We start from the raw sequence: 25994 nt of genomic DNA, 5'->3' as shown, positions 1-25994 counted from the left end.
TTGTTCTCTTCATGTCGAACTCCGTGCTTGTCGTAGAAGACCAAGAGGACATCGCTGCTCCCCTGGTGCGCACGCTCCAGCGTGAGGGCTATGACGTCACCTGGGTCGACTCCGGCAAGAAGGCGCTGGAGCTCCTGGCACCTCCGTACGACGCCGAGCTGGTGCTGCTCGACCTCGGCCTTCCGGACATGGACGGCCTCGAGGTCTGCAAGGCCGCCCGCGACAACGGCTACGAGGGCGGGATCATGATCCTCACCGCCCGTGACGCCGAGATCGACCTGGTCGTCGGCCTCGACGCCGGTGCCGACGACTACCTGGCCAAGCCGTTCGCGCTGGCCGTCCTCCAGGCGCGGGTCCGCGCCCTCCTGCGCCGCTCGGGTCCGGTCGAGCCCGGCGCCGACGACGACGCCCTGCGCATCGACGTCGCTGCCCACCGGGTCTACGCCGGCGAGCGTGAGGTCACCCTGACCGGCAAGGAGTTCGCGCTCCTGGCCGTCCTGGCCGCTTCCCGCGACAAGGTCGTCTCCCGCGACCGGCTGATGGCCGAGGTCTGGGACGAGAACTGGTACGGCTCGACCAAGACGCTCGACGTCACCGTCGGACGCCTTCGCCAGAAGCTCGAGGCGGCCGGTGTCCAGGAGAAGGTCGTCGCGGTCCGCGGAGTCGGTTTCCGACTCGAAGCAGCGGAGTAAACGCAAGTTCGACACGGCGTCAGACACGTGTTCACTCGGTGAGATGACTCACAAACGACGGCAAAGTCACGCGTGAACACGCCGTTTGTGCTCCGGATTCGGGCATTCGGGATTGGATCCGTTCCAGATCGCATGTCACCTTGGATGAGCCGTGCAGAACGCACGACCGGCCCCGGGTACACGCCGAATCCTGTCCCTCCGGAAGCCGGCCCCTACTACTGAACCCCCTTTACCCTCACACTCAGCAGTACGTATGGGACAGGAGCGGGGGACCCAAGTTCCACGCGACTAACTCGGACGGTCGCTTGGGGTGAAGCCATCGCAATGATGGCCGGGCAACCTTCTAGCCCGAACCCGACAGCTCACCTCGCAGGCGTGGGAAGGAACTCACGCATGTCCAAGTCCGTATCCAACCCAGCCCATCGAGGCGCGCCGCGCCCGTTCCGGTCGCCGAACGTCTCGATCGCCCGGTCGATCGCAGGATCGCTCAGCGGCCACGGCAAGCTCATCGGCCGCATCACCCTTGCCAGCGGCATCGCCGCCGGTGCCCTGGTGGCAGTGCCCGCCGCCAACGCCGCCCCGGTCTCCCACGAGGCCAGCCTCGAGTCGACCACTGAGTCGGCCAAGGTGGTGGAGGCTCCGACCCTGGAGGCCTCGGCCACCCCCACCGCGATGCTCACCGACATCAAGCAGCTCGAGAGGGCTGTCGAGGTGCAGGAGCGTAAGGCCGAGGCAGCCCGCAAGGCGGCCGAGGCGAAGCGCAAGGCAGCGATCGCCGCCAAGAAGGCAGCGGAAGCGAAGAAGAAGGCCGAAGCAGAGGCGAAGGCCTTCGCCGCGAGCCAGGAGGGCAAGATCGAGCGCGCGATCAGCGTCGCCTCGGAGCAGATCGGTGACCCGTACGTCTGGGGTGCCACCGGCCCGAGCTCGTTCGACTGCTCCGGCCTGACGCAGTACGCCTTCAGCGCCGCCGGCATCGAGCTTCCCCGGGTCTCGCGGGACCAGGCCGCAGCGCTGCCGACGGTCCCGAACGACCAGATCCAGCGCGGCGACCTGATGTTCTGGGGCAGCCCGGTCTACCACGTGGGCATCTTCCTGCGCTGGGAGAATGGTCAGGCGATCATGCTGCACGCCCCCAAGCCGGGCTCGGCCGTTCGTGAAGAGGCTGCCTGGGACGGCTGGTTCGCCGGCTCGACCCACCAGGCCTGAGGCTTCTCGGGACCCATATATCCCCCTGGCGCTCGCCCTCCGGTTCCCCTACCGGAGGGCGAGCGCATATTTGAGGGTCCGCGAATCGGGTACGGCACCACGCGTCAAGTAACCTGTAAGACGTGGCAGGCCCCGAATTCGACACCGAGATCAAGCAGCTCCAGGCAACGATGCAGACCATCGGCCAGGTGCTGGACCTGGACGCGATGCGCAAGGAGATCGCCGACCTCGGCGAGCAGGTCGCCGCGCCCGACCTCTGGGACGATCAGGACAACGCCACCCGCGTCACCGGCCGCCTCTCCCTGCTGCAGGGCGAGCTCAACAAGTTCACCGAGCTCCACACCCGCATCGAGGACCTCGGCCTGATGGTCGAGATGGCCCAGGAGGAGGGCGACGCCGACTCGCTCGCCGAATCCGAGGCCGAGCTTCGCCGGGTGAAGAAGCTGGTCGAGAGCCTCGAGATCCGCACGCTGCTCTCGGGGGAGTACGACTCCCGCGAGGCCGTCGTCACGATCCGCTCCGGCGCCGGTGGCGTCGACGCCGCCGACTTCGCCGAGATGCTGATGCGGATGTACGTCCGCTGGGCCGAGCGCAACAAGTACCCGGTCGAGGTCTTCGACACCTCCTACGCCGAAGAGGCCGGGCTCAAGTCCGCCACCTTCGCGATCCACGCCCCCTACGCCTACGGCACCCTCTCCGTCGAGGCCGGCACCCACCGCCTGGTGCGGATCAGCCCCTTCGACAACCAGGGCCGCCGCCAGACCTCCTTCGCGGCGGTCGAGGTCGTGCCCGTGCTGGAGCAGACCGACGAGATCGACCTCGACGAGAACGACATCAAGGTCGACGTCTACCGCTCCTCGGGTCCCGGTGGCCAGTCGGTCAACACCACCGACTCGGCGGTCCGGCTGACCCACATCCCCACCGGCACCGTGGTCTCCTGCCAGAACGAGAAGTCGCAACTGCAGAACAAGGCCGCCGCGATGATCGTCCTCAAGGCCAAGCTGCTCGCGCTGAAGAAGGCCGAGGAGGAGGCGCAGCTCAAGGAGCTCAAGGGCGACGTCGCCGCGTCCTGGGGCGACCAGATGCGCAACTACGTCCTCAACCCCTACCAGATCGTCAAGGACCTGCGTACGACCTACGAGGTCGGCAACCCGCAGGCGGTCTTCGACGGGGACATCGACGGGTTCCTCGAGGCCGGCATCCGGTGGCGCCGCGGCGCCGAGAAGGCCGAACAGAACTGACCTGATGGATGCGCTGACGCGCACCAGGCTTCCACTCCCGGGCCGCGGGGCGGCGTACGTCTACGACGCCTACGGCCCTGAGGACGGGGTGCCGATGGTGCTGTTGCACGAGCTCGGAGGCAGTGCGAAGCGGTGGCAGGGGGTCGTGCCGCAGTTCGCCGCTGACCACCGGGTGCATGCCTTCGACATGCGTGGACACGGGGACTCGGACTGGGCTTCGGAGTACTCCCACCGGCTCATCGCCGACGACGTCATCGTGGCGATGGACGCGCTCGGGATCTCGGGCGCCGTGATCGTCGGGCATTCGACCGGCGGCAACGTCGCCCTCCTGGTCGCGATGCACCGGCCCGACCTGGTCTCCCGGCTGATCATCGAGGACGTGGTGCCACCCGCGCCGCGCGAGCGCAGGCGGCCCGGGCGCCCGGCCAAGCCGATGCCGCACGACTGGGAGTGCATCGCGTCCCTGCTGGTCGAGGCGACGATGTACGACGCGTGGATGTGGGAGCAGCTCGAGCTGCTGCCGATGCCAACCCTGCTCGTGGCCGGTGGCGGCAACAGCCACATCCCGCGGTCGGACCTGGAGAAGGTCGCGCAGCGGATTCCGGAGGCCGATCTCGTCCACTTCGACGTCGGTCACTTCGTGCACCGCAACCAGCCCGGCGAGTTCGCCGAAACCGTCCTGGCCTGGCTCGCGTCGCGGGTGGGATCCCCATCCCTAAGGACCCCACCCGCTCTCGCCGACCGGCTCTGCTCTGACTCAGTGCCCGCGGCGGCGCGCGCCGCCCGGTGAGGTGCCTACCCGGCCCGAGCGACTAAGTCGATTAAAGCACTAGACTTTAGGTTGGCGCAAACGACGCACCGATCCTGGGCTCGATCGAGGCCCGCAGGCGTCAGGCGGCAGCCGCGGTCAGGGTCACCAGGCACCAGCGGGAGGCGCGCTTCTGGACCGTCGCGGGCGCCTCGCCGGCCTTGCCGGTGAGCTCGCAGGAGAGCCAGGCGTCGCCGAAGAGGCCGCGGTAGACCACCTTCGGCTGCTTCTTCGCGTCGGTGCAGGTGAGGGCGACCGACGGCTTCCCGTACGCCGGGGTCGACGCGGCCTTGCAGCCCTTGGGCACGCTCTTGGTCATCTGAGTGGCCCAGTCCAGGGTGACCGGCGGGGCGAAGACCCAGGCCCGGGCCGAGGTGGCCGAGTCCTCCGGTCCGGTCCAGATGCAGCCGTACTCCTGCGATACGTCGTTGACCTCGCCCGAGATGGCGGTCTGGTCGCCGTCGCCGTAGGCCTTCTTCTCGGCAGCGGCACCGCCGAGGGCCTCGGTCGCGTCCTCGGACGGAACGCGGTCGCAGAACGCGCCGCGGCGTACGTGCATCTTGGTGGTGTCCGTGGTGCTCAGGTCGCCCTTCACCTCGGCGACCTCGGGCTCGTCGTCTTTCAGGGTGAGTACGCCGACCCCGACCGCGATCGCGGTGAGGACTACGGCACCGATGAGGATCCGGACTGCAGAGCGCACGCCGTCAGAGTACAGGGGCAGGTATCTCAGAGCCGAAGTGCTGAGCCCACCACCATTGCACTACCCTCGGTGCGGTGATCCGCTTCGAGAAGGTCAGCAAGGCCTACCCAGGGCAGGCGCGCCCCGCCCTCAACAGCCTTTCGATCGACATCCAGAAGGGGGAGTTCGTCTTCCTCGTGGGCCAATCCGGCTCGGGGAAGTCGACGGCGCTCAAGCTGATGCTGCGCGAGCAGCGCCCGACCACCGGCCGGGTCTACGTCGCCGGTAAGGAGATCAACCGGCTCGCCGGCTGGAAGGTGCCGCGGCTGCGCCGCCAGGTCGGCACGATCTTCCAGGACTTCCGCCTCCTGGCCAACAAGAACGTCGCCGAGAACGTCGCCTTCGCGATGCAGGTGACCGGCCACTCCAACCGCGAGATCCGGGAGCGCGTCCCGGAGACGCTCGAGCTGGTCGGCCTCGACGGCAAGGGCGACCGGATGCCCGACGAGCTCTCCGGTGGTGAGCAGCAGCGCGTGGCCGTCGCCCGCGCCTTCATCAACCGGCCGATGATCCTGATCGCCGACGAGCCGACCGGAAACCTCGACCCCGGCAACACCGTCGGCATCATGCGCCTGCTCGACCGCATCAACCGGTCCGGCACCACGATCGTGATGGCGACCCACGACGTCCAGATGGTCGACCAGATGCGCAAGCGCGTCATCGAGCTCGAGCACGGCCACCTCGTACGCGACCAGGTCCAGGGCGGCTACGGCGCTCAGTTCTGAGCCCCGGACCCCCTCACCTTCGACCAGGTTCTACAACCCAGAAAAGGTTCCTCGACCCGCCATGCAGCTGCGCTATGTATTCACCGAGCTCCGCCAGGGGCTACGCCGCAACCTGTCGATGCACGTCGCGGTGGCCCTGACGCTGCTCGTCTCGCTGACCCTCGCCGGCGTCGGCCTGCTGCTGCGTGAGCAGGCCCAGCTGACCGAGGAGGTCTGGGGCGACGAGCTGCAGATCACCTTCTACATGTGCAACGGCGCCAACGACCGCAACCCGCAGTGCGCCGGCGCCGTCGACGACAGCCAGAAGAAGGTCATCACCGCCGCTCTCGACGACAACAGGTACGTCGACAAGATCGAGGAGGAGAGCCAGGAGCAGGCTTACGAGCGGCTGCAGGCTCTCGACGTCGAAGGCGTCAGCGGTCCCGACCCGGTGGTCAAGTCCAGCGACATGTGGGAGTCCTACTGGGTCACGATGACCGACCCGCACCACTCCGCCGAGATCATCGAGGCGGTCGCCGGTCTGGACGGCATCGACCACGTCGGCGACGTCCACGAGGTCACCGGGCCCATCCTCGCCGCCGTCGACGGACTGCAGAGCGCGGCGCTGGTCGGCGCGATCGTGCTGGTCATCGCGGCCCTGCTGCTGGTCGCCAACACCATCCGGCTGGCAGCCTTCGCCCGCCGCCGTGAGATCGGGATCATGCGACTGGTCGGCGCCTCGACCCTCTACATCGCGCTGCCGTTCCTCCTGGAGTCGCTCGTGGTCGCCCTGGTCGGGATCGGGCTGTCCGGCATCGCGCTGGCCGCGGTGATGTACTTCGGCGTCGAGCAGCGGCTCTCGTCCACCGCGGTGACCCAGTGGGTCGGCTGGGAGGAGTTCTTCAGCTCCTTCGCGATCGTCGCGATCCTCGGCATCCTGCTGACGCTCGTCCCGACACTCCTGCTCACCCGCAAATACATCAAGGTCTGACCCGGATCCCCTACCGTCGAGCCGTGCACGTCTTCCCCCGTGCCGGTTCGCTCGCCACTGTGCTCTGTTGCGCGGTGGTGGCTGCCGTGCTGCTCTCGCCCACCCTTCCCTCCTCCGCCGACGAGAAGGACCGCCTCGAGCAGGAGCAGCGGGAGGTCCAGCAGGACCAGAAGGCCGCCGCCGAGGATCTCGAGCACTCCAGCGCCGGCCTGCGCAAGGCATCGGCGACGTACGCCGCGGCACGGAAGAAGCTCGACCAGGCCCAGACCCGTCTCGATGAGCTCAACGCCAAGCTCGTCGAGGTGCAGGCCGCTCACACCAAGCTCGAGGCCGAGCTCGCCGAGCAGAAGCTGCTGCTCGCCGAGGCGAAGCGGGAGCTCGCCGAGGGCCAGGCCGAGGTGAAGGCCCAGCGCGAGGAGATGCGCGACGCGATCCTGACCCGGTTCACCGGGGGAGACCCGCAGCTCGCCCAAGCGGCGGCACTGCTCTCCGGAGGCTCCCTCGAGGACCTGATGCGCCAGCAGACGTACGTCGATGCGGCTTCCGCCGGCCAGGACGCCACCCTCCAGCGGATGGAGGCGACCGAGACGATGCTCGTCGTCCGCGAGGGCGAGGTGCAGGAGGCGACCGACGCGATCGCGGCCAAGGAGAAGAAGGCCCGGGAGTTGGTTGCCGAGGTCGACTCGCTCCGGGACCAGGCCGCCGCGGCCCACGCCGAGATGTCCACGCTCGCCGACCAGGCAGCCACCGCGAAGCAGTCGGCCGAGGCGGCCAGGGCGGCCGACGCCGCCGAGCTGCGCAAGCTCGAGTCCGAGGAGTCGGCGCTGCGTACGAAGATCCGGTCGCTCGCCTCGGCGGGCTCCGGCTCTGATCGCAACGTCGGATCGGTCGGCGGGCTCTTCGGGCCGCCGGTGACCGACACCTACGTCACCTCGCCCTACGGGATCCGCAAGCACCCGATCTACGGCTACGTCTCGCTGCACAACGGCACCGACTTCTCCGCGCCCTGCGGCCGCCCGCTGCTCGCCGTCGACTCGGGGCAGATCATCTCGACCTCGTACTCCAGCGTGTGGGGCAACCGCCTGCACCTGTATCTCGGCAAGGTCAACGGGCACTCCTACACCGCCGTCTACAACCACATCTCGAGCTACGCGAAGAGCTCAGGGAGCGTCGGGCGCGGTGAGACCGTGGCGTACGCAGGGACCACCGGCTGGTCCACGGGCTGCCACCTGCACTTCACGATCCTGCGCGACGGCACTCCGGTCGACCCGGCACCGCTGCTGGGCTGAATTCGGCTGCTGAGCCCTGGGGGGTATCGTCTCCTGCTCGTCCGGTCACCCCCCACTGCCACCGGAGGCAATGCTTTGCACCCCGCGCGACTCGGCGCCATCCGTCTGAGCCGTCCCCTGCTCGCGCTGCTCATCGGCAGCGTGCTCGCCGGGACGCTGATCACCCCGCTCGCTCGAGCCGACGACTCGCTCGAGGACCAGCAGGAGCAGATCGAGAAGGAGAAGGAGGCGGCCCAGCACGCCGTCGAGCACTCCAGCGACGCTCTGCAGCGAGCCACGACGGCCCTGGCCACCGCCCAGAAGAAGCTGGCCGGGGCCCGCTCCCGGCTGAAGAAGACCGACGTACGCCTGCGGGCGTCCTCCCGCGCGCATCGACGTGCCGAGGCGTCCCTGGAGCGGCAGCGAGCCGTGCTCGAGGCCGCGCGTACGGACCTGCGCACCGCGCGGAAGCGGGCGACCGAGTCCCAGGAGGACCTGCGCGACACGATCCTGGAGGAGTTCACCGCCGTCGGCGACCCGCGGCTCCAGGAGTTCTCGGCGCTGATCGAGGGTGCGACGCTGGAGGAGCTGATGCGGCGGCGCAACTACACCGACGCCGTGACCTCCTCGAAGGCCAGCACCCTAGAGCGGCTGCGAGCCGGGGAGCGGCTGGTCGCCCGCCGCGAACGCGGCCAGCGCAGGGCCACCGCGGTCGTGGCGGCCACCGAGAGGACCGCCGCCCAGAAGGTCGCCGAGGTCAAGCGACTCCGGGCTCGCGCGGCCGAGGCCCGCGACGAGATCGCCGCCCTGGTGACACGGACCGCGGCCGCCAGGACGAAGGCCGCCGAGCTGGCCGAGGAGGACCGCAAGGTCCTCGCCGAGCTCGAGAAGCAGGATGCCGCGCTCAAGGAGAAGATCGCCGCCCTCGCCGAGGGCGCGCAGAACCGGACCGTCGACACGCTCGTGGGCATGTTGGCGATGCCGGTCGCGGACTCGTACGTCACCTCGCCCTACGGGATGCGCACGCACCCGACCACCGGGGAGTACAAGCTGCACGACGGCGTCGACCTGCACGCCCCCTGTGGCACGCCGCTGCGTGCCGCCGAGTCGGGCACGGTCATCGCGCAGGAGTGGAACGACGCGTACGGAAACCGCCTGCATCTCTTCCTCGGCAAGATCAACGGGCACTCCTACACGGCCGTCTACAACCACCTCGAGGCGTACCGCAGCGACGTCGACGACACGGTCGGCCGCGGCGATGTCATCGGGCTCGCCGGGACGACCGGCTGGTCCACCGGGTGCCATCTGCACTTCATGATCCTCCGGGACGGCGAGATCATCGACCCGATGCCGCTGCTTGGTCTGTAGCTGGTTGTGCAACTGGGGGGCCTAAACGTTTCGCGGTCATGACCCTGCGCCTGAGAGAATGGAGGAATGGCGAAGGAGCAGGGGCGCAAGATGATCGCGCAGAACAAGAAGGCGCGACACGACTACCACATCGAGGACACCTACGAGGCCGGCATGGTCTTGCAGGGCACCGAGGTGAAGTCGCTGCGTGAGGGTCGCGCCTCCCTGGTCGACGGCTTCATCGACATCGACCGTGGCGAGGCCTGGATCCACGGGATCCACATCCCGGAGTATCTGAACGGCACCTGGACCAACCACGCCGCCCGACGCAAGCGCAAGCTGCTCCTGCACCGGGCCGAGATCGACAAGATCGAGCGCAAGGTCTCCGAGAAGGGACTCACCGTCGTCCCCCTTGCCCTCTACTTCCTCAACGGCCGCGCCAAGGTCGAGATCGGCGTCGCCAAGGGCAAGAAGTCGTGGGACAAGCGCAACACCATCGCCGAGCGTACTGCCAAGCGGGAGGCCGAGGTCGAGGTCGGCCGCAAGCTCAAGGGCATGACGGGCTGACGGGTTTCCTGCCGGGAGATAACCGAGTGGGGAATGTTCGCGGGGGACTGTAGTGTTGTCCTGTTGCCTGGTTGCAGGCGTTGATAACTCAAAAGGGGCTGATCGGTTTCGACTTGGGACGTTGCTCCCAGGGGAAGCGGGTCGAGGAGCCAGCGTCATCTCGTAAACGATCGCTGGAAACCAATAACTGCCGACTCTAAGCGCAGTTCCTTCGCTCTCGCCGCCTGACGCGGTGATCGAAGCGTCTGACCGAGTATCCGTCTTCGGCTCGGACCCAGGCGTCATCTAGAAGACTCACCTCATGCACATGCCGACGGGGCATGAGGGACATCTAGTCGGCTGAGCCTGTCGGGGACGTGTCTGCGTCGAGCCCCGGGGATGAGAGAACGCCACCCACAGACTGCACCCGGAGAAGACCTGGCACGGCGCTCGAGGACCGGGGTTCGATTCCCCGCAGCTCCACAAACCTTTGGCCGACGTGTGCCCGCGCTTCGCGCGGGCCACGTCGGTTTGTTATTCATATGCGACGCTCCGCGTCGCGGCGGGGGCTTCGCCCCCGCACCCCCTTGACTCGGCGTGGCTGGTGTTTCTGCCTGGTCGCGTCTGTCGGAAGACTTCCGGTTGTTCATCTCCCTGGCGGGATGACTTCTCTTGCGTGCGCGATAGGGTTGTGAGGCGTACGTCACATGGAGGTAAGGATGTTCGAGGAAGGACAGCTCTACTCACCCGTCACCGTGGGCGAGGATGGGCAGGTCGAGGTGCATCTGGGGGACAACCACCCCGGGTTCGCAGACCAGGACTACCGGGCACGGCGGAGCGAGATCGCTGCCGCGGCGCTGGGTTGGAAGCCGGGGCAGCCAGTGCCACGGATCGACTACACCGAGACGGAGAACGAGATCTGGCGGACGGTGTGCCGGGAGATCGCACCGCTGCACGCGAAGTACGCCTGCCGCAACTACATCGCGGCCGTGGAGGCTCTCAACCTCCCGCAGGACCGGGTGCCACAGCTCGACGAGGTGAGCGCCGGCCTGAAGCCGCTGACGGGCTTCGAGTACGTCCCCGCCGCGGGGATCGTCCCGCTGGAGGAATTCTACGGGAGCCTGGCCGACGGGCAGTTCCACTCGACGCAGTACCTGCGTCACCACGCCGTGCCGCTCTACACCCCGGAGCCCGACATCATCCACGAGGTGATCGGCCACGGGAACCTCCTCGCCGACCCGCAGGTCGCCGAGGTCAAGCGTCTCGCCGGCGCCGCCGCGCGTCGCGTCGAGACCAGGGAGGCGCTCCAGGTCGTGGCCGACGTCTTCTGGTTCACCATCGAGTTCGGCGTGCTCCGCGAGGACGGCGACCTGAAGGCCTACGGGGCCGGGCTGCTCTCGTCCTACGGCGAGATCGAGGAGATGCATGAGGTGGAGGTGCGTCCGATCGACTTCGCCCAGATGGCGACGGTCGACTACGACATCACCCACTACCAGCCGGTGCTCTTCGCGGCGGAGTCGTTCAGCCACATGGTCGACGAGGTCGGCAACTTCTTCGCGACCTGCGACGACGACACGCCACAGCGTCTCGGCGCCGTCTAGGCCGAATCGACCGCTTCCGAGGCGTTAGCCTCGGATGATGATCGACAGCTACCGAAACCGCGCGCTGGAGGCGGCGCTCGCCGCCGCCGACGCCGACGCGGTCGGTGCTGCGCTGCGTACGGGGCAGGTTGTCGTTCCCCAGCTCGACGAGGCCCGGATCAGGGTCTTTCCCGGGGATCGCGGCAACCGGCCACCGTACGAGGCGATGCTCTTCTCCTCCCAGGAGGCGCTGGAGACGTTCCTCGCCGAGGACACCCGCCGGCGCGCGCAGCTGCGCAACGCCGACGGCCTGCGCGAGTTCCTCACCGCCAACATCGAGGAGATCGCGTACGTCACCTTCGACCCGGCCGGGCCGAACCGGTTCCGGGCGGGCATCAAGGACGTGCTCAAGGCGATCGGCCCCAAGCCGCACGTCGACCTGCGGCTGCCGAAGGCGCAGGAGTGGTACGTCGTGGACATGTCCGACGAGGACGTACGTGACTACCAGCTCGCCGACCTGGCCGCCAAGGTCCTCCCGAAGGTGCAGCGGTCCAGGGTCGAGCAGCCAGACTGGGCGCAGTGGATGACCGCCGCCAAGAACGCGGCCGCCGAGCAGGGCGCGGCGTTCCTGGCCTTCTGGCTGCAGCGGGTCGGGCGGCGCCCGGCCGGGCTGGCGGTCGCGCTGAGCCGGCCGGCTCCGTTCGGCATGGTGCGGCACCCGTTGCAGGCCGAGACCACGACGGTGGGGGAGCGGTGGGTGGCCTCGCCCGACCGCCTCTACGAGTCGCGGCTGATCTACTCCTTCCCGCACCCCGACCTCGCCGACGTGGCCCTGCCGACCGTCGACCTCGTGGTCGCGACGCTGTCGTGGGGCGACGAGTCGTGAGCTGTGTCTTCTGCGACGTCGTCGCCGGTGACCTGGCGGCCGAGGTGGTCTTCGAGGACGAGAGCTTCCTGGCCTTCCTCGACCATCGGCCGGTGCAGAAGGGCCACATCCTGATGGTGCCCAGACAGCATCTCGCCACGCTGCTCGATCTCCCGCCTGACCTGCACGAACGATTCGTCGTCAACGCCCAGCGCCTGGCCGCCGCGGTCGTGGACGGGCTCGGCGCCCAGGGCAGCTTCGTGGCGGTCAACAACGTCGTCAGCCAGTCCGTCCCGCACCTCCACCTGCACGTCGTCCCCCGCACCCGCGGCGACGGCCTCAAGGGCTTCTTCTGGCCCCGCCACAAATACAAGGACGGCGAGCAGAAGGAGTACGCCGACCGGCTCCGCGCCGTGCTCGGCTGATCGGGGCCGAGTTCACCGAGGCGTACGGCTTCGGCCATCAAGAGGTCGGGACGAGGTCGGGGAGGGCCGATTCACTCGAGATCAGTTGTTGTCCACTGATCCCGGGAGTGCGCAATGTCGCTGTCGTCCGTCGCGTCCAAAACCTTCACCTCAGCACTGGCCGGCGTCGCGCTGGCAGCAGGCACGATGATCGTTCCGGTGGCGGTCAACGCCGTCGAGGCCAACCGGGCCGACGACATCACCGTCACCGCCCACCGTGGGGCGAGCGCGTACGCGCCGGAGAACACCCTCGCGGCGTTCGCGGTCGGCATCGAGCAGCGGGCCGACTGGATCGAGTCGGACGTGCAGGCCACCAAGGACGGCGAGCTCGTGCTGATGCACGACACGACCCTGTCGCGCACCACCGACGTCGAGCAGCGCTTCCCCGGCCGCTCGCCGTGGAACGTCAAGGACTTCACCCTCGCCGAGATCAAGACGCTGGACGCCGGCTCCTGGTTCAGCGAGAGGTACGCCGGCGAGCCGGTGCCGACGCTGAAGGAGATGGTCGAGCAGGTGCGGCCGACGCGGTCAGGGATCCTGATGGAGCTCAAGTCGCCGGCGCTCTACCCGGGGATCGAGAAGAAGGTCGCGGCCGAGTTCGACTCCTTCCCCGGCTACGTGGCCGCCGCGGTCGCCGCCGGCCGCCTCGCCGTGCAGAGCTTCGACTTCGGCTCGATGAAGACCTACAAGAGCGTCCAGCCCGAGATGCCGGTCGGCCTGCTCGGCACCCCGGCCTACGCCGATCTGGACAGCTACACCTGGGCCGACCAGATCAACCCGCACTTCGGCTCCTTCGACGCGGGCTACGTCGCCCGGGTGCACGCGCTCGGCATGCACATCCACTCCTGGACGGTCAATGACGCCGCCACGATGAGCGCCGTCCTGGACCGTGGTGTCGCCGGCATCATCACCAACAACCCCGACGTGCTCCGCGAAGTGATCGCTGGGCGGCGTACGCCTTCCCCGGACTTGGGCGACGCCGCTTGAGTCGTTTCGGCAGATCGTCACGTCGCGTTCACCGCACACCGGCCCCAGAGACTCCCGGGGCCGGTGTGATCGGGGCATGACCACGCTGAACCCCACTCGCATGCGTACTCTCGCGCTTGCCGCCGCCGCGGCGCTCGCCGCCGGGACCGTTCTGGTCTCGCACCCCGCCTCCGCGACGGCCACCACCACGACCGCCGTTCAGGCGGCCAAGCACAAGCAGGCCGACCCGATCGTCTTCGGTCACCGCGGTGCCTCCGGCTACCGGCCCGAGCACACCCTGGCGGCGTACGACCTGGCCATCCAGCAGGGTGCCGACTTCATCGAGCCCGACGTGGTCTCGACCAAGGACGGCGTGCTCGTGGCCCGCCACGAGAACGAGATCTCCGGCACGACCGACGTCGCCGACCACCCCGAGTTCGCGGCTCGGAAGACGACCAAGACCATCGACGGCAACGCGCTGACCGGCTGGTTCACCGAGGACTTCACCCTCGCCGAGCTGAAGACGCTGCGCGCCAAGGAGCGCATCCCGGGCGACCGCCCGGCCAACACCGCGTACAACGGCCTCTTCGAGGTGCCGACCCTCGATGAGGTGCTCGACCTGGTCGATGCCAAGGAGGCCGAGACCGGCCGCACCATCGGCGTCGCCCCGGAGACCAAGCACCCGACGTACTTCGACTCCATCGGTCTCTCGCTGGAGGAGCCGCTCGCGAAGAGCCTCAAGAACCACGGCCTCGGCGGCAAGCGCGCCGCGGCGGTCATCCAGTCCTTCGAGGTCAGCAACCTCAAGGACCTCAACCGCATGGTCGACACTCCGCTGGTGCAGCTGATCGACTTCGGCGGGGCGCCGTACGACCAGGTCGTGGCCGGAACCGGCGTGACCAACGACTACCTGGTCACCAACAGGGGCCTGCGAAGCATCAAGAGGTACGCCGACCAGGTGGCGCCGTACAAATTCTACTTCATCCCGCGCAACGCCGACAGCACCCTGGGCGAGCCCACCGATCTCGCCGACCGCGCCGAGCGCATCGGGCTGCCGACCGTCATCTGGACCATGCGCGCCGAGAACAAGTACCTGCCCGCGGAGTGCCGCATCGGCACCGACCCGATCGCGATCGGTGATCTGGGCTGCGAGGTCGGTCCCTACCTCGACGCCGGTGTCGACGCGTTCTTCACCGACCACCCCGACCTGGGTGTGGCCGCGCGCGACGCATGGGTTACCAAGCAGTAGACCCCTGAACACGATACGTACGGCCCTCGCTATTGTCGGCGGGGGCCGCACGTGTTCGTGGGCCTCGTCACAACCAAAGGAGTTTGAGTCATGGGTCGTTTCGACGGACGCGTCGCAGTCATCACCGGTGCAGCGCGCGGGATCGGTTTCGGAGTCGCCACGCGTTTCGCCGAGGAGGGTGCCTCGGTCGCGATCATCGACCTCGACGAGGCCGCCGCCGCTGAGGCTGCCGCCAAGCTTCCGCTGGTCGAGGGTGCCAAGTCGGTCGGCATCGGCGCCAACGTCGCCAAGGCCGAGGACACCGAGGCCGCGGTCGCTCGCATCGTGGAGGAGCTCGGCGGCCTGCACATTCTGATGAACAACGCCGGCATCACCCGCGACAACCTGCTCTTCAAGATGACCGAGGACGACTGGGACCTGGTCATGAACGTCCACCTCAAGGGCCACTTCCTGATGTCGAAGGCCGCGCAGGCGGTCTTCGTGAAGCAGAAGTACGGCAAGATCATCAACGTCTCCTCCACCTCGGCCCTGGGCAACCGCGGCCAGGCCAACTACTCGGCCGCCAAGATGGGTGTGCAGGGCTTCACCCGCACCCTCGCGCTCGAGCTCGGCCCGTTCGGCGTCAACGTGAACGCCATCGCGCCGGGGTTCATCGCCACCGAGATGACCGACCAGACCGCGGCCCGCCTCGGGCTCGACGTGGACGACTTCCGCAAGCTCTCGGCCGACGCCAACCCGGTCAAGCGCGTCGGCGAGCCCGCCGACATCGCTGCCGCCGCGGCCTTCCTGGCCAGCGACGAGGCCTCCTACATCACCGGCCAGACCCTGTACGTAGATGGCGGTGCCACGGTCGCCTGAGCTTTCGAAGAAGAGAACCCCGGGCGCGGGCCCGTTGAGCGCAACGATTACCGTCTGTCACTCGTCTTGGTACTGAGCCGATGCAGATGGAGATTGATGATGCGTACGTCCCGCCCGGGGTTCTTCCTGCGAGCAGCGGCGACGCTGGCCGCCGCGGGTCTGGTCTTGACCGGCTGTGGCTCCTCGGAGGAGTCGTCGGATGCGAAGCCGTCGCCGTCCGCGCCCGCTGAGCCCGACCACGAGCCGCTGACGGGCGTCGAGCTGCCCGAGGGGCAGACCGCCGCGCGCAAGCACCCCGCCTACATCGTCAAGATCGACAACACCGCGGCCAGCGACCCGCAGTACGGTCTCGCCAAGGCCGACATGGTCGTCCAGGAGCTGGTCGAGGGTGGCGTGACCCGGTTGGCCGTCGCGTACTACTCCCAGCTTCCCAAGGAGGCCGGTCCGGTCCGCTCCATGCGGGCGACCGACGCCGGGATCGCGGCGCCGATCGATGCCAAGATCCTGACCAGCGGCGCGGCCCCGTACACCTTCGCGCAGCTGAAGAAGCACGACATCTCGTGGATCGACATGTCCACCCCCTACGTCGTACGCGACACCAGCAAGCCCCACGACTTCCTGCACAGCGTGGTCGGCAAGGTCGCGAAGGCCGGCAACGCGGCCGCGAAGGACGGCAAGGCCAAGCGTCCCGGCGACTTCATGCCCTGGGGCGATGCGACCACCAAGCTGACCGGTGGCAAGCCCGCCAAGGCCGTCGACGTGAAGTTCTCCCAGGCGCGCACGGACAACTGGGTCTTCAAGGGCGGCAAGTACCGCCTGCAGAACAACTACATGTCCAAGAGCGGCCAGTTCCTCGCCGACACCGTCGTGGTCGCGCAGACCAAGACCACCATCGCCCCCTACAAGGACCCGGGCGGCGCGATCGTGCCGGTCTCCCACTTCACGGGCAGGGGCAAGGCGTGGATCCTGCGCGCCGGCCAGATCGTCGAGGCGACCTGGGTGAAGAAGGGCGAGAAGGGTGCGGTGACGTTCACCGACGCCAGCGGCGCCGCGATCGAGATCCCGCCGGGCAAAGTCTGGCTGGACCTGATCCCGAAGGGCAACGGCCAGGTCGAGCCCGGTGGCGTGATCGTCAAGTAGGGCCCAGAGTTGGCGATCTCTTAGCGCATGTCCTCGACCTTGACGCCCTGCTTGGCCAGGGTCTGGACCCCGGTGAGCAGGTAGGTCACGGCCAGCTCGATGCGCTCGGCCGCGTCCTCGGGGTCGCTGGCCTCGGTGACGGACTCGCCGGCCGCCGACATCGCTCCGAAGAAGAGCCGGGCGAAGGTCGCGACCATCTCGTCGTCGACGGTCCGGTCACCGGCCCGCAGGACGGCGGCCACGATGTCCTCGACGACGGTGAAGGTGGAGCGCTCCTCCTGCTCGCGGTAGCGCTGGTAGCCGAGGACCGCCGGCCCCTCCTGCACGACGATGCGGCGGTAGGTGGGCTGCTGGACGGCCTCCAGGAACGTACGCAGCCCGGCGCGGGCCTGCTCCCAGGGATCCTTCGTCTCGCGCATGGCGGCGTCGATGCTCTGCGCGGTGGCGGCCTCGACCTTCTCGAAGACGACCTCGTAGAGCGCCTGCTTGCCGCTGAAGTGGTGGTAGAGCGCGCCCTTGGTGACCTCGGCCCCGGCCACGATGGCGTCCAGCGAGGTGCTCGCGTAGCCGTGCTCGGTGAAAAGCCGCTCGGCGACCTCGACGAGCGTCTTCTTGGTCGAGGCGGAGAACTGCTGTCGTCGTGACATCCCCGGCACCGACGGAAGCGGAGGAACCTTGGGGACGAGCTTGCTCACGGACGACTTTGCCACTCGTCCACTCTAACGGCCGTGTTCGGAATCACCGTCCCAGGTGTTGGCCATACCGTCGGTATGTCCAATACTATAGGTACGTACTCACGGTATGTGAGTGCTCACCTTCCGCAAGGAGCCGACAAATGAGCTGGACCAGCCATCACAAGCGCGGGGAGATCCTCCGCGGCGTGGTCGCCGTCATCGACGAGCGTCGAGACGGTCTGCTGCCCATGGATCTTCCCGGCGTCACCGAAACCTTCACCGACGAGCTCGACCTGCTCGCCGCCCTGCAGTTGCGCTGGCACACCCGCCTGTCGGGCCGCATCGAGACCGAGCTCGCCAACCAGCCGATGGACCTCGAGGACGCCGTCGTCCGAGCGTGGCACGGCGCTGCCGACGACCTGCCCGGCATCCGCACGGTCCTCGACCGCTACCACGCCCTTCCTGTCGACGAGGCGATGGCCACCGCGCTGGCCAAGTCGCAGACCAAGGAGCACCTGACCCTCGCGGTCATGGCCGGCCGCGGCGCGTTCGCCGACGCCGAGTGCGTACGTCTCGGCTCGATGATCGAGGCGCGTGCTCGTGCCGAGTACGTGCCGGCCGTCGAGGTCGTCGAGCGCGGGCCCTTCGCCGGCCTCGTCGACATGTTCCGAGCGGTCCGCTCGGCAGCCTGACCTGCTGACGGCCGTCTGAACCAAGGCCCCGGGCGCCGGTGCGCTCCCTCCCGCGGACTCCCTCCGCACCTCCCTAAGTGCCGGCCCCGGGGCCTTTTCCTGTCTCGTTCCGATCGGCGGGCTTTGTTGGTTTCTTGTTGCGGCTGACGTGACCCAGGTGATGCGATCATGGCGTCATGACGGAGCAGAAGGACGTACGCGCCGGGCGGCTGCTGGTAGCCACCCCGGAGCTTCGCGACCCCAACTTCGTCGACACCGTGGTGCTCCTGATCGAGGTCAACGACGACGGAGCGCTGGGCGTGGTGCTGAACCGTCCCTCGCCCGTGCCGGTCGCCGAGGTGCTGCATCCATGGGCGACCTCCGTCGCCGATCCCGACGTCCTCTTCCAGGGCGGCCCGGTGAGCAAGGACGCCGCGATCGCCGTCGCGCTCCTGGTCGACGCAGAGGACCCGCCGCTGGGCTTCCGGCCCGTGGTCGGGCGGCTCGGGCTGCTCGACCTCGACACGCCTGTCGAGCTGGTCGACGGCACCCTGTCGCGGCTGCGCATCTTCGCCGGATACGCCGGCTGGGGCGCCGCCCAGCTCCAGGGCGAGGTGGACGAGGGGTCCTGGTATGTCGTCGACAGCGAGCCGTACGACTCCTTCCTCGACGACGTGAGCTCGATGTGGGCTGCGGTGCTCCGTCGGCAGCCCGGTGAGCTGGCCTTCCACGCCACGCGACCGCCCGATCCGGAACTCAACTAGAAGACCAGTAGACTGGGCGGCATGGGCATCCTGGGATTCGGCACGAAAGAAGCCCTCAAGGAACGGGAGGACATCCGCGAGCAGGACGTCCCCACCGAGGAGGGTGACCACGACCGCTACTCCCATTACGTGGAGAAGGACAAGCTGACCGAGGCGATGGTCATGGGCACGCCCGTGGTCGCGCTGTGCGGCAAGGTGTGGGTGCCGAGCCGCGACGGGTCCAAGTTCCCGGTCTGCCCCGACTGCAAAGAGATCTTCGAGGGGATGCCGCCGAGCGGTGGCGAGGGCGACGACGAGTGAGTAGCGCCGACCTTCCCGGCGCCCTCACACCTGCGTGGCCCAACAAGGCCGCGTGGGGCACTGCGCCCAAGCTGCGTGCTTGGCAGCAGGAGGCGCTGTCCAAGTACCTGGCCGAACAGCCCCGTGACTACCTCGCCGTCGCGACGCCCGGCGCCGGAAAGACGACCTTCGCGCTGACCGTCGCCGCCGAGCTCCTCGGCCGCAGGCTGATCGACCGGGTCACCATCGTCGCGCCCACCGAGCACCTCAAGGTCCAGTGGGCCGAGGCGGCCGCGCGCGCCGGGATCGCGATCGACCCGAGCTACTCGGCCGGACAGGGCAAGACCTCGGCCGACTACGTCGGGATCGCAGTGACGTACGCCGGGGTGGCGGTCAACCCGCTCGCGATGCGGATCCGCACCGAGCGGTTCAAGACGCTGGTGATCCTCGACGAGGTGCACCACGCCGGTGACGCGCTCTCGTGGGGCGAGGGGGTCCGGGAGGCCTTCGAGCCGGCCGCGCGGCGGCTGGCGCTGACCGGTACGCCGTTCCGCTCCGACACCAACCCGATCCCGTTCGTCACCTATGCACCCGGCGAGGACGGGATCCCGCGTTCGGCGGCCGACTACACCTACGGCTATGCCGAGGCGCTGCGCGACCACGTCGTCCGGCCGGTGCTGTTCATGGCCTACTCCGGACAGATGCAGTGGCGCACCCGGGCCGGCGACGAGATCGCCGCCCACCTCGGCGAGCCGCTGACCAAGGACCTGACCTCGCAGGCGCTGCGGACCGCGCTGGACCCGGCCGGATCGTGGATCCCGTCGGTGCTCGCGGCCGCCGACAAGCGCCTGACCGAGGTACGCCGCCACGTCCCGGACGCGGGCGGGCTCGTCATCGCGACCGACCAGGACTCGGCGCGCTCCTACGCCAAGACGCTGAAGACCATCACCGGGCAGAGTGCGACCGTGGTGCTCTCCGACGAGAAGGCCGGCTCGAAGAAGATCGCCAAGTTCTCCGAGTCCGACGACCGCTGGATGGTCGCGGTCCGGATGGTCTCCGAGGGCGTCGACGTGCCCCGGCTCGCGGTCGGGGTCTACGCGACCACCACCTCCACGCCGCTCTTCTTCGCGCAGGCGGTGGGGCGTTTCGTACGTGCTCGTACCCGTGGTGAGACCGCATCCGTCTTCCTGCCGTCGGTCCCGAACCTGCTCGGCTTCGCCTCCGAGCTGGAGCTGCAGCGCGACCACGTGCTCGGCAAGAAGGTCACCAGCGAGGACGACATCTTCGCCGCCGAGGATGCGCTGATGGCCGCGGCCAACGCCGAGGAGGGCGCCTCCGAGGAGGAGCTGGGAGCCTGGGAGGCCATGGGGTCGGAGGCGCGCTTCGACCGGGTGCTCTTCGACGGCGGCGAGTTCGGCCACTCCGGTGAGGTGCACGTCGGCTCCGAGGAGGAGATGGACTTCCTCGGTATCCCCGGCCTGCTCGACACCGACCAGATGAAGACCCTGCTCCAGCAGCGGCAGAGCGACCGGGCGCGCAAGCAGAAGTCCGCTGCGGCGCCGATCGCGGCCGACGAGCCCGTCGCCGCTGTCGCCGCCCACGAGCAGCTCGCCGTGCTCCGCCGCGAGCTCAACGGCCTGGTCGCCGCCTGGCACCACCGCACCAAGACGCCCCACGGCGTCACCCACAACCGGCTCCGCAAGGAGTGCGGCGGCCCGCCCGCCGCGGTCGCCAACGCCGACCAGCTCAAGGCCCGCATCGACACCCTGCGTGACTGGGCCGCGCGCGGTTCCGCCTGAGTTAGCTCGGGACGATGACAGCGCTCGAGATCGCCGTGACGTCGGTGGCCGGCGCACTCGCGGCGCGGGCGGCCGGGGCGACCCGGGTCGAGCTCTGCTCTGCCCTCGAGGTCGGCGGGGTCACACCGTCGCAGGGGCTGGTCGATGGAGTCCTTGACGAGGTCGGTGGCGTCGATGCCGATGACGGCTGGCAGGGCGTCCATGTGCTCGTCCGGCCTCGGCCGGGCGGGTTCGGCTACTCGCTCGAGGAGCGCCACCTGCTGCGGCGCGAGGTCGAGACGGTCCTGGAGGCCGGGGCCGACGGGATCGTGATCGGCGCGCTCACCCCGGACGGGGAGCCCGACGTGGAGCTGGTCCGGGAGCTGGCGGAGGCGGCCGCTGCGTACGAGGCGACGGTGACGTTCCACCGAGCGATCGATCTCAGCGCGGACCCGGTCGGGGCGATCAGGGCGCTGAACGGCGTGGTGGACCGGGTGCTGACCTCAGGAGGCGCGCCGGCCGCTGCTGCAGGGGCCGCGACGATCGCCGAGATGGTTGCGGTCGGCGGGCCGGACGTACTGGCCGGAGGTGGGGTGACCATCGACGCGATCGGGGCGCTCGCGGAGCTCGGTGTCGAGGGCGTGCATCTCTCCGCCAAGCGACGGGTCGTCACGACCGGCCGGGTGGCCCTGGGCGTCGCCGACGACGGTGGTCACTGGGTGACCGATCCGGATGTGATCGCCGCCGCGGCCGCAGAACTCGCCTAGGCGGTCGGGGTGTCGCCCTCGACCAGGTCGCGCAGCACGGCGACGGCGCCCTCGAGATCGGCCTGGGTGCGGTGACGCGACTCCAGCCGCTCGGCGATGAGGTGAGAGATGCGCTCACGTACGTCAGCGAGATCGGCGCGGCCGGCGTCGGTCAGGGTCACCAGGCTCGCCCGCGCATCGGCGGGGTTGGGCTCCTTGCTGACCAGGCCGGTCTCCACCAGCTGCGCGATCTGGGCCGACATGGTGGGCTGCGAGCAGCCGTCGGCGCGGGCCAGGTCGGTGATGCCGAGCGGGCCGATGGCGTCGAGGATCGTGAGGACCCGGACGCTGGCCGGAAGGTCGAGCGCACGGCGGACCAAGCGCATGAGGCGCGCCGCGTAGACGACGAGGTCGCTGGAGAGGTCCAGGGTCTTCGCTGACGCGGAGCCCGAGGCGGTCGGGGCTTCCGAGGGAAGCAGCTGCTGTGAAGGCATCGATCGGAATCCAGAGTTGGGGGTTGCGGCGCAGTGAACGGGTGGAGACTATCTGAGAATGACTACGGAACGGCACACCTGGATCGCGTTCCTGCGCGCCATCAACCTCGGTGCGACCCGGAAATTCCCGAAGCAGGCGATCTCGGCCGCCGTGGTAAGGGCGGGCGGAACCGACGTCGAGACCTACATCAACACGGGCAACGTACGCTTCGATCACCCGGTCGGCGACCGGGCCGAGATGGAAGCGATCCTGGAGGAGGCCTTCGCGGCCGACCGGTTCTTCGAGGTGCCGACGATCTGCGTGACGCCCGCTGAGCTGAAGGTGATCGCCAACGACGCCGCGGCGGTCGGGATGGGGCACGAGGGCAAGCAGTACGTGTTCCTGTGCAAGGAGCTCACCGACTCCGGATCCCGGGACGCGCTGGTCGCTCGGGCGGGGGAGGGCGAGAGGGTCTATGTCATCGGCCGCGCCGTGCACCTGCTCACCAAGAGCTTCCAGCAGACGAAGATCACCAACGCCGTCGTCGAGCGCCACATCGCCATCAGCACCAACCGCAACATCAACGTGATCCGTACGCTCGCCGACAAGTGGGCCTGAGGCCTACTGCGCCTCGATGCGGTCGAGATAGGCCCGGCGTACGACTGAGTCGACGCGGGTGATCGCGGCGTCGTCGTGGACGGCACGGCGGAGCAGTCGCATCACCGGCTCGGGGACGAGCGGGGCGCTGTTGGCGGCGAGGCCGACGTAGGACGGGACGGCGATCTCGGCCGCCCGGCTGCGGACCGATCTCACCACCGCGGCCGCGATGTCCTCGGGGTCGACGGCCGGGAGGACGCCGAGGTCGATGCCGGAGGAGAGCTCGGTGCGTACGGCGCTCGGCAGGACGGTGGTGAGCGACACCCCGGTGCCCTCGAGCTCGAGCCGGGTGGCGGCGCTGAGGCCGACGACGGCGTACTTGCTGGCGTTGTAGACCGCCAGGCCCTTGAGCGGGAACTTGCCCGCCAGCGAGGCGACGTTGACGACATGGCCGTGGCCGCGCGCGATCATCCCGGGCAGCACGAGCCGCATGCCGTGGATGACGCCGTAGACGTTGACCTCCATGGTCAGCCGGTCGATCCGGTCCTCCTGGTCGAGGAAGGAGCCGTTGGGCATCACCCCGGCGTTGTTGACCAGGACGTCGACCGGCCTGCCGTGCGCCTCCTCCGCGGCCGCGAGGAAGTCGGCGTACGACTGCTTGTCGGTGACGTCGAGCAGGTGGCCGCTGGCGCTCTCGCCGAGGCCTGCCGCCGCCTCCTGCGCCAGTGCGTCGTCGAGGTCGCCGAGGGCGACCCGCGCTCCAGCCGCGACGAACTCCTTCGCCGTGGTGAGGCCGATGCCACGGGCGGCGCCGGTGATGACGAGCAGAGCGCCGTCGAGGTCGATCCTGGGGTAGCGGGTCATGCAGGAACCTCCTCCGTCTCGTAGACCGTCACTTCGAAGTCGGCCGGGTCGAAGCGGCTGATCCGGCGGACCAGCTCGCCGGTGGACCACGGCCAAGAGAAGCTGTTGCGACCGTTGGCGTCGATGAAGTAGCTGTGGCAGGACGCCCCGCTGTAGGCGGTGCCGGCGAGCGCGGCCTGCACCTCCTCCACGTACGCGGCCTGGGCCTGCGGCCTGACGTCGAGCTCGGCCCAGCCCTGGGCGCGGGCGGTCGTGATGGCCTCGGTGATCATCGCCACCTGCGACTCGGCGACGGCGAAGGCCGAGCCGTGACCGGTGCCGAGGCTCGGGCCGAGCACGACGAACGCGTTGGGGAAACCGGTGACCGAGGTGCCCTGGTACGCCTCGGGGGAGCCGGCCCAGTGCTCGGCGAGCGTGCGGCCGTCGGCTCCGCGGATCAGGTCGGCGACCGGCATGTCGAGGATGTGGAAGCCGGTGCCGAGGATGATCGCGTCGACCTCCGCCGTGCTGCCGTCGGCGCCGATCACGTTCGCGCCATCGACCCGCTCGACGCCGGTCGCGTGCACCTCGACGTTCGGCTTCGTCAGCGACTGGAGGTAGTTGTTGGAGAAGAGGATGCGCTTGCAGCCGATCAGGTAGTCGGGCGTCAGCTTCGCCCGTAGCTCCTTGTCCCGGACGGTGGCGCGCAGGTAGGCCCGGCCGACCTGCTGCAGGCCCTGCATCAGCGGCTGCGGGCGGCGGAAGGCGATGCCGACGGCCTCCATGGCGGCGTACTCGACCGCCCCGAGAGCCTTCTCGAAGAAGGGCACGTTGTGCTTGACCCACTTCTCGGCGTCCGGCACAGGATGGTCGACCTTGGGCAGCACCCAGTGGGCGGTGCGCTGGAAGAGGTGCAGGTCGGCGACCTGCTTCTGGACCTCGGGTACGAACTGGACCGCCGACGCCCCGGTGCCGATCACGGCGACGCGCTTGCCGTCCAGGTCGACGTCGTGGTTCCAGCGGGCCGAGTGCCAGACCTCGCCGGGGAAGTCGGCCAGGCCGGGCAGGTCCGGGATCTTCGGCTCGTTCCACGGGCCGGCGGCGGCGACCAGGAAGCGGGCGGTGATCTCGCCGTCGCTGGTGTCCAGGTGCCACCCGGCGACCTCGGCGTTCCAGGTCGCGCCGCGGACCTCGACCCCGAATCGGGTGACGTCCTCGAGGCCGCGATCCCGGGCCACGCCGTCGATGTAGCCGAGGATCTCGGGCTGGTTGCCGTAGACCCGTGACCAGTCGCTGTTGGGCGCGAACGAGAAGGAGTAGAGGTTGGACGGTACGTCGCACGCGCACCCCGGATAGGTGTTGGCCCGCCAGGTGCCACCGTAGGTGTCGGCCTTCTCGAGGATGACGACATCCTCGACGCCCTCCTCGCGCAGCTTGATCGCGGCCGCGATGCCGGAGATTCCGGCGCCGATGACGACGACCTCGTGGTGGGTGCTCATGCGGTTGCTCCTTCGCTGGTCGAACTGGTCGAGCGTGTCGAGATCGCGGCCGGGGACGTGTCGGCGGGCCGCGGCGAGGGTGGCCTCGCGGCGGCCGAGGTCCATGAAGTTGGGGCCCATCGCGGCCAGCTCCTCGGCGCCGGGCTCGATCCGGATGACGCGTACGCCGGTCTCCCGGAGCCGCGCGACCTCGCGGTCGAGCACGGCGGTCATCTGTGAGCGCAGCAGACGTTCGATCCGGTCCAGGCCACGAGCGGGGACGCCACCCTCGGTGGTCATCGGGGCGACCACGACCACCTCGTCGACCGCCGCCTGGCCGAGGAGGAGGTCGGCCGAGACGGAGGAGACGGCTCCTCCGTCGACGTAGCGGCGGCCCGCGATCTCGACCGGCGGGAACCAGCCGGGTATCGCCCAGGAAGCGGCGACCCCCGCACCCAGGGTGGCCGCGGGGGCATCGTCCGAGCCGAACGCCACCCTCTGGCCGGTGGCCGCGTCCGCCGCGACCAGCCAGGTCGCGGGGTGGTCGACCCAGCCCTCAGAGCCGGCCAGCGCGTCGCCGTACGCCCTCAGCCAGGTGGCGTCGCCGCGGCCGCGGGGGAGCAGGCCAGCGATCGCGCTGTAGGGCGAGCGGCGGGAGAGGCCGGGTCGGACCAGGCCGAGTGCGGGCAGCGCGGGAGCCGGCACCGGTGGCACCGTGCCGGGATGGGCTGCCACGTGGGCCGCCAGGACGGGGTCGGCGCCGGGTGCCCCGTCGAGCGCGTCGAGCAGGTCCTGTGGCGTACGGCCGGACCCGAGGGCCGCGACGATCTCCGAGCCCGCGGAGGTGCCGACAAGGACGTCGGTGGTGCGGACGTCCCAGTCCAGGGCCTCCTCGAGGACGCGGAGGGCGACGGCCGTCCAAGCGAAACCGAGGGTGCCGCCGCAGCCGATGGCGAGTGCGCGTCGTCGAGTCATATTCGGATACTAACGGTATTTGAATACCGACGGTAGCCCGAACTGATAAGA

Annotated in this window: 27 protein-coding genes, 1 other RNA gene and 1 riboswitch; of the genes, 23 read left to right on the top strand and 5 right to left on the bottom strand. The window is 69.1% G+C overall.

The window, feature by feature from the left end:
• Positions 1-11: 11 nt before the first annotated feature.
• From ABTW65_RS22360 to ABTW65_RS22345, 4 genes are all read left to right on the top strand, one after another.
• Entirely contained in the window at positions 12-692 is a 681-nt protein-coding gene (locus tag ABTW65_RS22360) for a response regulator transcription factor (RefSeq protein ID WP_176884042.1), read from the top strand.
• A gap of 228 nt (positions 693-920) precedes the next feature.
• Positions 921-1083, top strand: a riboswitch (cyclic di-AMP (ydaO/yuaA leader).
• Positions 1084-1085: 2 nt separating this feature from the next.
• Positions 1086-1898 (top strand): C40 family peptidase, encoded by an 813-nt coding sequence (locus ABTW65_RS22355; protein ID WP_350664172.1) that lies wholly within the window; start codon positions 1086-1088, stop codon positions 1896-1898.
• 122 nt (positions 1899-2020) lie between these two features.
• Positions 2021-3139, top strand: a complete 1119-nt coding sequence (gene prfB / locus ABTW65_RS22350) for a peptide chain release factor 2 (protein ID WP_350664170.1) — start codon at positions 2021-2023, stop codon at positions 3137-3139.
• 4 nt (positions 3140-3143) lie between these two features.
• Positions 3144-3929: an alpha/beta fold hydrolase gene (locus tag ABTW65_RS22345; protein ID WP_350664168.1), complete on the top strand. Its 786-nt coding sequence runs from the start codon at positions 3144-3146 to the stop codon at positions 3927-3929.
• 100 nt (positions 3930-4029) lie between these two features.
• On the opposite strand, the gene ABTW65_RS22340 is transcribed toward ABTW65_RS22345, so the two are convergent.
• Positions 4030-4647: a hypothetical protein gene (locus tag ABTW65_RS22340; protein WP_350664166.1), complete on the bottom strand. Its 618-nt coding sequence runs from the start codon at positions 4645-4647 to the stop codon at positions 4030-4032.
• 74 nt (positions 4648-4721) lie between these two features.
• On the opposite strand from ABTW65_RS22340, the gene ftsE reads away from it, so the two are divergent.
• The 13 genes from ftsE to ABTW65_RS22275 all read left to right on the top strand — a co-directional run bounded on the left by ftsE (position 4722) and on the right by ABTW65_RS22275 (position 16664).
• A complete protein-coding gene (gene ftsE / locus ABTW65_RS22335) occupies positions 4722-5411 on the top strand; it encodes a cell division ATP-binding protein FtsE (protein WP_008358693.1) in 690 nt (229 codons plus the stop codon).
• A 61-nt stretch (positions 5412-5472) separates the two neighbouring features.
• A complete protein-coding gene (gene ftsX / locus ABTW65_RS22330) occupies positions 5473-6381 on the top strand; it encodes a permease-like cell division protein FtsX (RefSeq protein WP_350664163.1) in 909 nt (302 codons plus the stop codon).
• Positions 6382-6404: 23 nt separating this feature from the next.
• Positions 6405-7670, top strand: a complete 1266-nt coding sequence (locus tag ABTW65_RS22325; RefSeq protein WP_350664161.1) for a murein hydrolase activator EnvC family protein — start codon at positions 6405-6407, stop codon at positions 7668-7670.
• A gap of 75 nt (positions 7671-7745) precedes the next feature.
• On the top strand, positions 7746-9017 hold the full coding sequence (locus ABTW65_RS22320; RefSeq protein WP_350664159.1) for a peptidoglycan DD-metalloendopeptidase family protein: 1272 nt from the start codon (positions 7746-7748) through the stop codon (positions 9015-9017).
• Between the two features lie 66 nt (positions 9018-9083).
• On the top strand, positions 9084-9563 hold the full coding sequence (gene smpB / locus ABTW65_RS22315) for an SsrA-binding protein SmpB (RefSeq protein WP_350664157.1): 480 nt from the start codon (positions 9084-9086) through the stop codon (positions 9561-9563).
• Positions 9564-9657: 94 nt separating this feature from the next.
• Positions 9658-10028, top strand: a transfer-messenger RNA (tmRNA) gene (gene ssrA, locus ABTW65_RS22310).
• A gap of 233 nt (positions 10029-10261) precedes the next feature.
• Positions 10262-11143, top strand: a complete 882-nt coding sequence (locus tag ABTW65_RS22305) for a phenylalanine 4-monooxygenase (protein WP_350664155.1) — start codon at positions 10262-10264, stop codon at positions 11141-11143.
• A gap of 37 nt (positions 11144-11180) precedes the next feature.
• A complete protein-coding gene (locus tag ABTW65_RS22300) occupies positions 11181-12008 on the top strand; it encodes a hypothetical protein (protein ID WP_350664153.1) in 828 nt (275 codons plus the stop codon).
• Positions 12005-12412: an HIT family protein gene (locus ABTW65_RS22295; RefSeq protein WP_350664151.1), complete on the top strand. Its 408-nt coding sequence runs from the start codon at positions 12005-12007 to the stop codon at positions 12410-12412. The genes ABTW65_RS22300 and ABTW65_RS22295 overlap by 4 nt, the downstream gene beginning before the upstream one ends.
• Positions 12413-12526: 114 nt before the next feature.
• Positions 12527-13438, top strand: coding sequence for a glycerophosphodiester phosphodiesterase (locus tag ABTW65_RS22290; RefSeq protein ID WP_350664149.1), 912 nt, complete (start codon positions 12527-12529; stop codon positions 13436-13438).
• 76 nt (positions 13439-13514) lie between these two features.
• Positions 13515-14666: a glycerophosphodiester phosphodiesterase gene (locus ABTW65_RS22285; protein WP_350664147.1), complete on the top strand. Its 1152-nt coding sequence runs from the start codon at positions 13515-13517 to the stop codon at positions 14664-14666.
• 90 nt (positions 14667-14756) lie between these two features.
• Positions 14757-15524: an SDR family NAD(P)-dependent oxidoreductase gene (locus ABTW65_RS22280; RefSeq protein WP_350664145.1), complete on the top strand. Its 768-nt coding sequence runs from the start codon at positions 14757-14759 to the stop codon at positions 15522-15524.
• A 99-nt stretch (positions 15525-15623) separates the two neighbouring features.
• Positions 15624-16664: a DUF3048 domain-containing protein gene (locus ABTW65_RS22275; RefSeq protein WP_350664142.1), complete on the top strand. Its 1041-nt coding sequence runs from the start codon at positions 15624-15626 to the stop codon at positions 16662-16664.
• A gap of 20 nt (positions 16665-16684) precedes the next feature.
• On the opposite strand, the gene ABTW65_RS22270 is transcribed toward ABTW65_RS22275, so the two are convergent.
• Positions 16685-17374, bottom strand: a complete 690-nt coding sequence (locus ABTW65_RS22270) for a TetR/AcrR family transcriptional regulator (RefSeq protein WP_350664140.1) — start codon at positions 17372-17374, stop codon at positions 16685-16687.
• A gap of 125 nt (positions 17375-17499) precedes the next feature.
• Between ABTW65_RS22270 and ABTW65_RS22265 the strand changes: the two genes are divergently transcribed.
• The 5 genes from ABTW65_RS22265 to ABTW65_RS22245 all read left to right on the top strand — a co-directional run bounded on the left by ABTW65_RS22265 (position 17500) and on the right by ABTW65_RS22245 (position 21597).
• Positions 17500-18030: a hypothetical protein gene (locus ABTW65_RS22265; protein ID WP_350664138.1), complete on the top strand. Its 531-nt coding sequence runs from the start codon at positions 17500-17502 to the stop codon at positions 18028-18030.
• A gap of 176 nt (positions 18031-18206) precedes the next feature.
• On the top strand, positions 18207-18773 hold the full coding sequence (locus tag ABTW65_RS22260) for a YqgE/AlgH family protein (protein WP_350664136.1): 567 nt from the start codon (positions 18207-18209) through the stop codon (positions 18771-18773).
• Positions 18774-18794: 21 nt separating this feature from the next.
• Positions 18795-19073 (top strand): DUF3039 domain-containing protein, encoded by a 279-nt coding sequence (locus tag ABTW65_RS22255; protein ID WP_141803520.1) that lies wholly within the window; start codon positions 18795-18797, stop codon positions 19071-19073.
• Positions 19070-20851 (top strand): DEAD/DEAH box helicase, encoded by a 1782-nt coding sequence (locus ABTW65_RS22250; RefSeq protein ID WP_350664134.1) that lies wholly within the window; start codon positions 19070-19072, stop codon positions 20849-20851. The genes ABTW65_RS22255 and ABTW65_RS22250 overlap by 4 nt, the downstream gene beginning before the upstream one ends.
• Positions 20852-20865: 14 nt before the next feature.
• Positions 20866-21597: a copper homeostasis protein CutC gene (locus ABTW65_RS22245; protein ID WP_350664132.1), complete on the top strand. Its 732-nt coding sequence runs from the start codon at positions 20866-20868 to the stop codon at positions 21595-21597.
• Here the strand turns inward: ABTW65_RS22245 and ABTW65_RS22240 are convergent.
• Positions 21594-22070: a MarR family winged helix-turn-helix transcriptional regulator gene (locus ABTW65_RS22240; RefSeq protein WP_350664129.1), complete on the bottom strand. Its 477-nt coding sequence runs from the start codon at positions 22068-22070 to the stop codon at positions 21594-21596. The genes ABTW65_RS22245 and ABTW65_RS22240 overlap by 4 nt on opposite strands.
• 58 nt (positions 22071-22128) lie before the next feature.
• Here ABTW65_RS22240 and ABTW65_RS22235 point away from each other — a divergent pair, with 58 nt between their 5' ends.
• Positions 22129-22668: a DUF1697 domain-containing protein gene (locus ABTW65_RS22235; protein ID WP_350664127.1), complete on the top strand. Its 540-nt coding sequence runs from the start codon at positions 22129-22131 to the stop codon at positions 22666-22668.
• 3 nt (positions 22669-22671) lie between these two features.
• Here ABTW65_RS22235 and ABTW65_RS22230 read toward each other — a convergent pair whose 3' ends face one another.
• Both ABTW65_RS22230 and ABTW65_RS22225 read right to left on the bottom strand, forming a co-directional pair.
• Positions 22672-23511 (bottom strand): SDR family oxidoreductase, encoded by an 840-nt coding sequence (locus ABTW65_RS22230; RefSeq protein WP_350664125.1) that lies wholly within the window; start codon positions 23509-23511, stop codon positions 22672-22674.
• The gene (locus ABTW65_RS22225) at positions 23508-25943 is read right to left on the bottom strand and encodes an FAD-dependent oxidoreductase (RefSeq protein WP_350664123.1); all 2436 of its coding nucleotides are present in this window, start codon (positions 25941-25943) and stop codon (positions 23508-23510) included. Before ABTW65_RS22225 ends, ABTW65_RS22230 begins: the two co-directional genes overlap by 4 nt.
• Between the last annotated feature and the right edge of the window lie 51 nt (positions 25944-25994).

The organism is Nocardioides sp. NPDC127503, assembly GCF_040302165.1.
Classification (GTDB): domain Bacteria; phylum Actinomycetota; class Actinomycetes; order Propionibacteriales; family Nocardioidaceae; genus Nocardioides.
This window is presented reverse-complemented; position numbering and strand designations above follow the sequence as displayed.

Coding starts and splice junctions, on each gene's coding strand:
- ABTW65_RS22360 (WP_176884042.1), top strand. CDS start 12: ATGTCGAACTCCGTGCTTGTCGTAGAAGACCAAGAGGACATCGCTGCT.
- ABTW65_RS22230 (WP_350664125.1), bottom strand. CDS start 23,511: ATGACCCGCTACCCCAGGATCGACCTCGACGGCGCTCTGCTCGTCATC.
- smpB (WP_350664157.1), top strand. CDS start 9,084: ATGGCGAAGGAGCAGGGGCGCAAGATGATCGCGCAGAACAAGAAGGCG.
- ABTW65_RS22260 (WP_350664136.1), top strand. CDS start 18,207: ATGACGGAGCAGAAGGACGTACGCGCCGGGCGGCTGCTGGTAGCCACC.
- ABTW65_RS22275 (WP_350664142.1), top strand. CDS start 15,624: ATGCGTACGTCCCGCCCGGGGTTCTTCCTGCGAGCAGCGGCGACGCTG.
- ABTW65_RS22255 (WP_141803520.1), top strand. CDS start 18,795: ATGGGCATCCTGGGATTCGGCACGAAAGAAGCCCTCAAGGAACGGGAG.
- ABTW65_RS22285 (WP_350664147.1), top strand. CDS start 13,515: ATGACCACGCTGAACCCCACTCGCATGCGTACTCTCGCGCTTGCCGCC.
- ABTW65_RS22345 (WP_350664168.1), top strand. CDS start 3,144: ATGGATGCGCTGACGCGCACCAGGCTTCCACTCCCGGGCCGCGGGGCG.
- ABTW65_RS22245 (WP_350664132.1), top strand. CDS start 20,866: ATGACAGCGCTCGAGATCGCCGTGACGTCGGTGGCCGGCGCACTCGCG.
- ABTW65_RS22355 (WP_350664172.1), top strand. CDS start 1,086: ATGTCCAAGTCCGTATCCAACCCAGCCCATCGAGGCGCGCCGCGCCCG.
- ABTW65_RS22290 (WP_350664149.1), top strand. CDS start 12,527: ATGTCGCTGTCGTCCGTCGCGTCCAAAACCTTCACCTCAGCACTGGCC.
- ABTW65_RS22265 (WP_350664138.1), top strand. CDS start 17,500: ATGAGCTGGACCAGCCATCACAAGCGCGGGGAGATCCTCCGCGGCGTG.
- ftsX (WP_350664163.1), top strand. CDS start 5,473: ATGCAGCTGCGCTATGTATTCACCGAGCTCCGCCAGGGGCTACGCCGC.
- ABTW65_RS22235 (WP_350664127.1), top strand. CDS start 22,129: ATGACTACGGAACGGCACACCTGGATCGCGTTCCTGCGCGCCATCAAC.
- ABTW65_RS22225 (WP_350664123.1), bottom strand. CDS start 25,943: ATGACTCGACGACGCGCACTCGCCATCGGCTGCGGCGGCACCCTCGGT.
- ABTW65_RS22240 (WP_350664129.1), bottom strand. CDS start 22,070: ATGCCTTCACAGCAGCTGCTTCCCTCGGAAGCCCCGACCGCCTCGGGC.
- ABTW65_RS22300 (WP_350664153.1), top strand. CDS start 11,181: ATGATCGACAGCTACCGAAACCGCGCGCTGGAGGCGGCGCTCGCCGCC.
- ABTW65_RS22280 (WP_350664145.1), top strand. CDS start 14,757: ATGGGTCGTTTCGACGGACGCGTCGCAGTCATCACCGGTGCAGCGCGC.
- ABTW65_RS22305 (WP_350664155.1), top strand. CDS start 10,262: ATGTTCGAGGAAGGACAGCTCTACTCACCCGTCACCGTGGGCGAGGAT.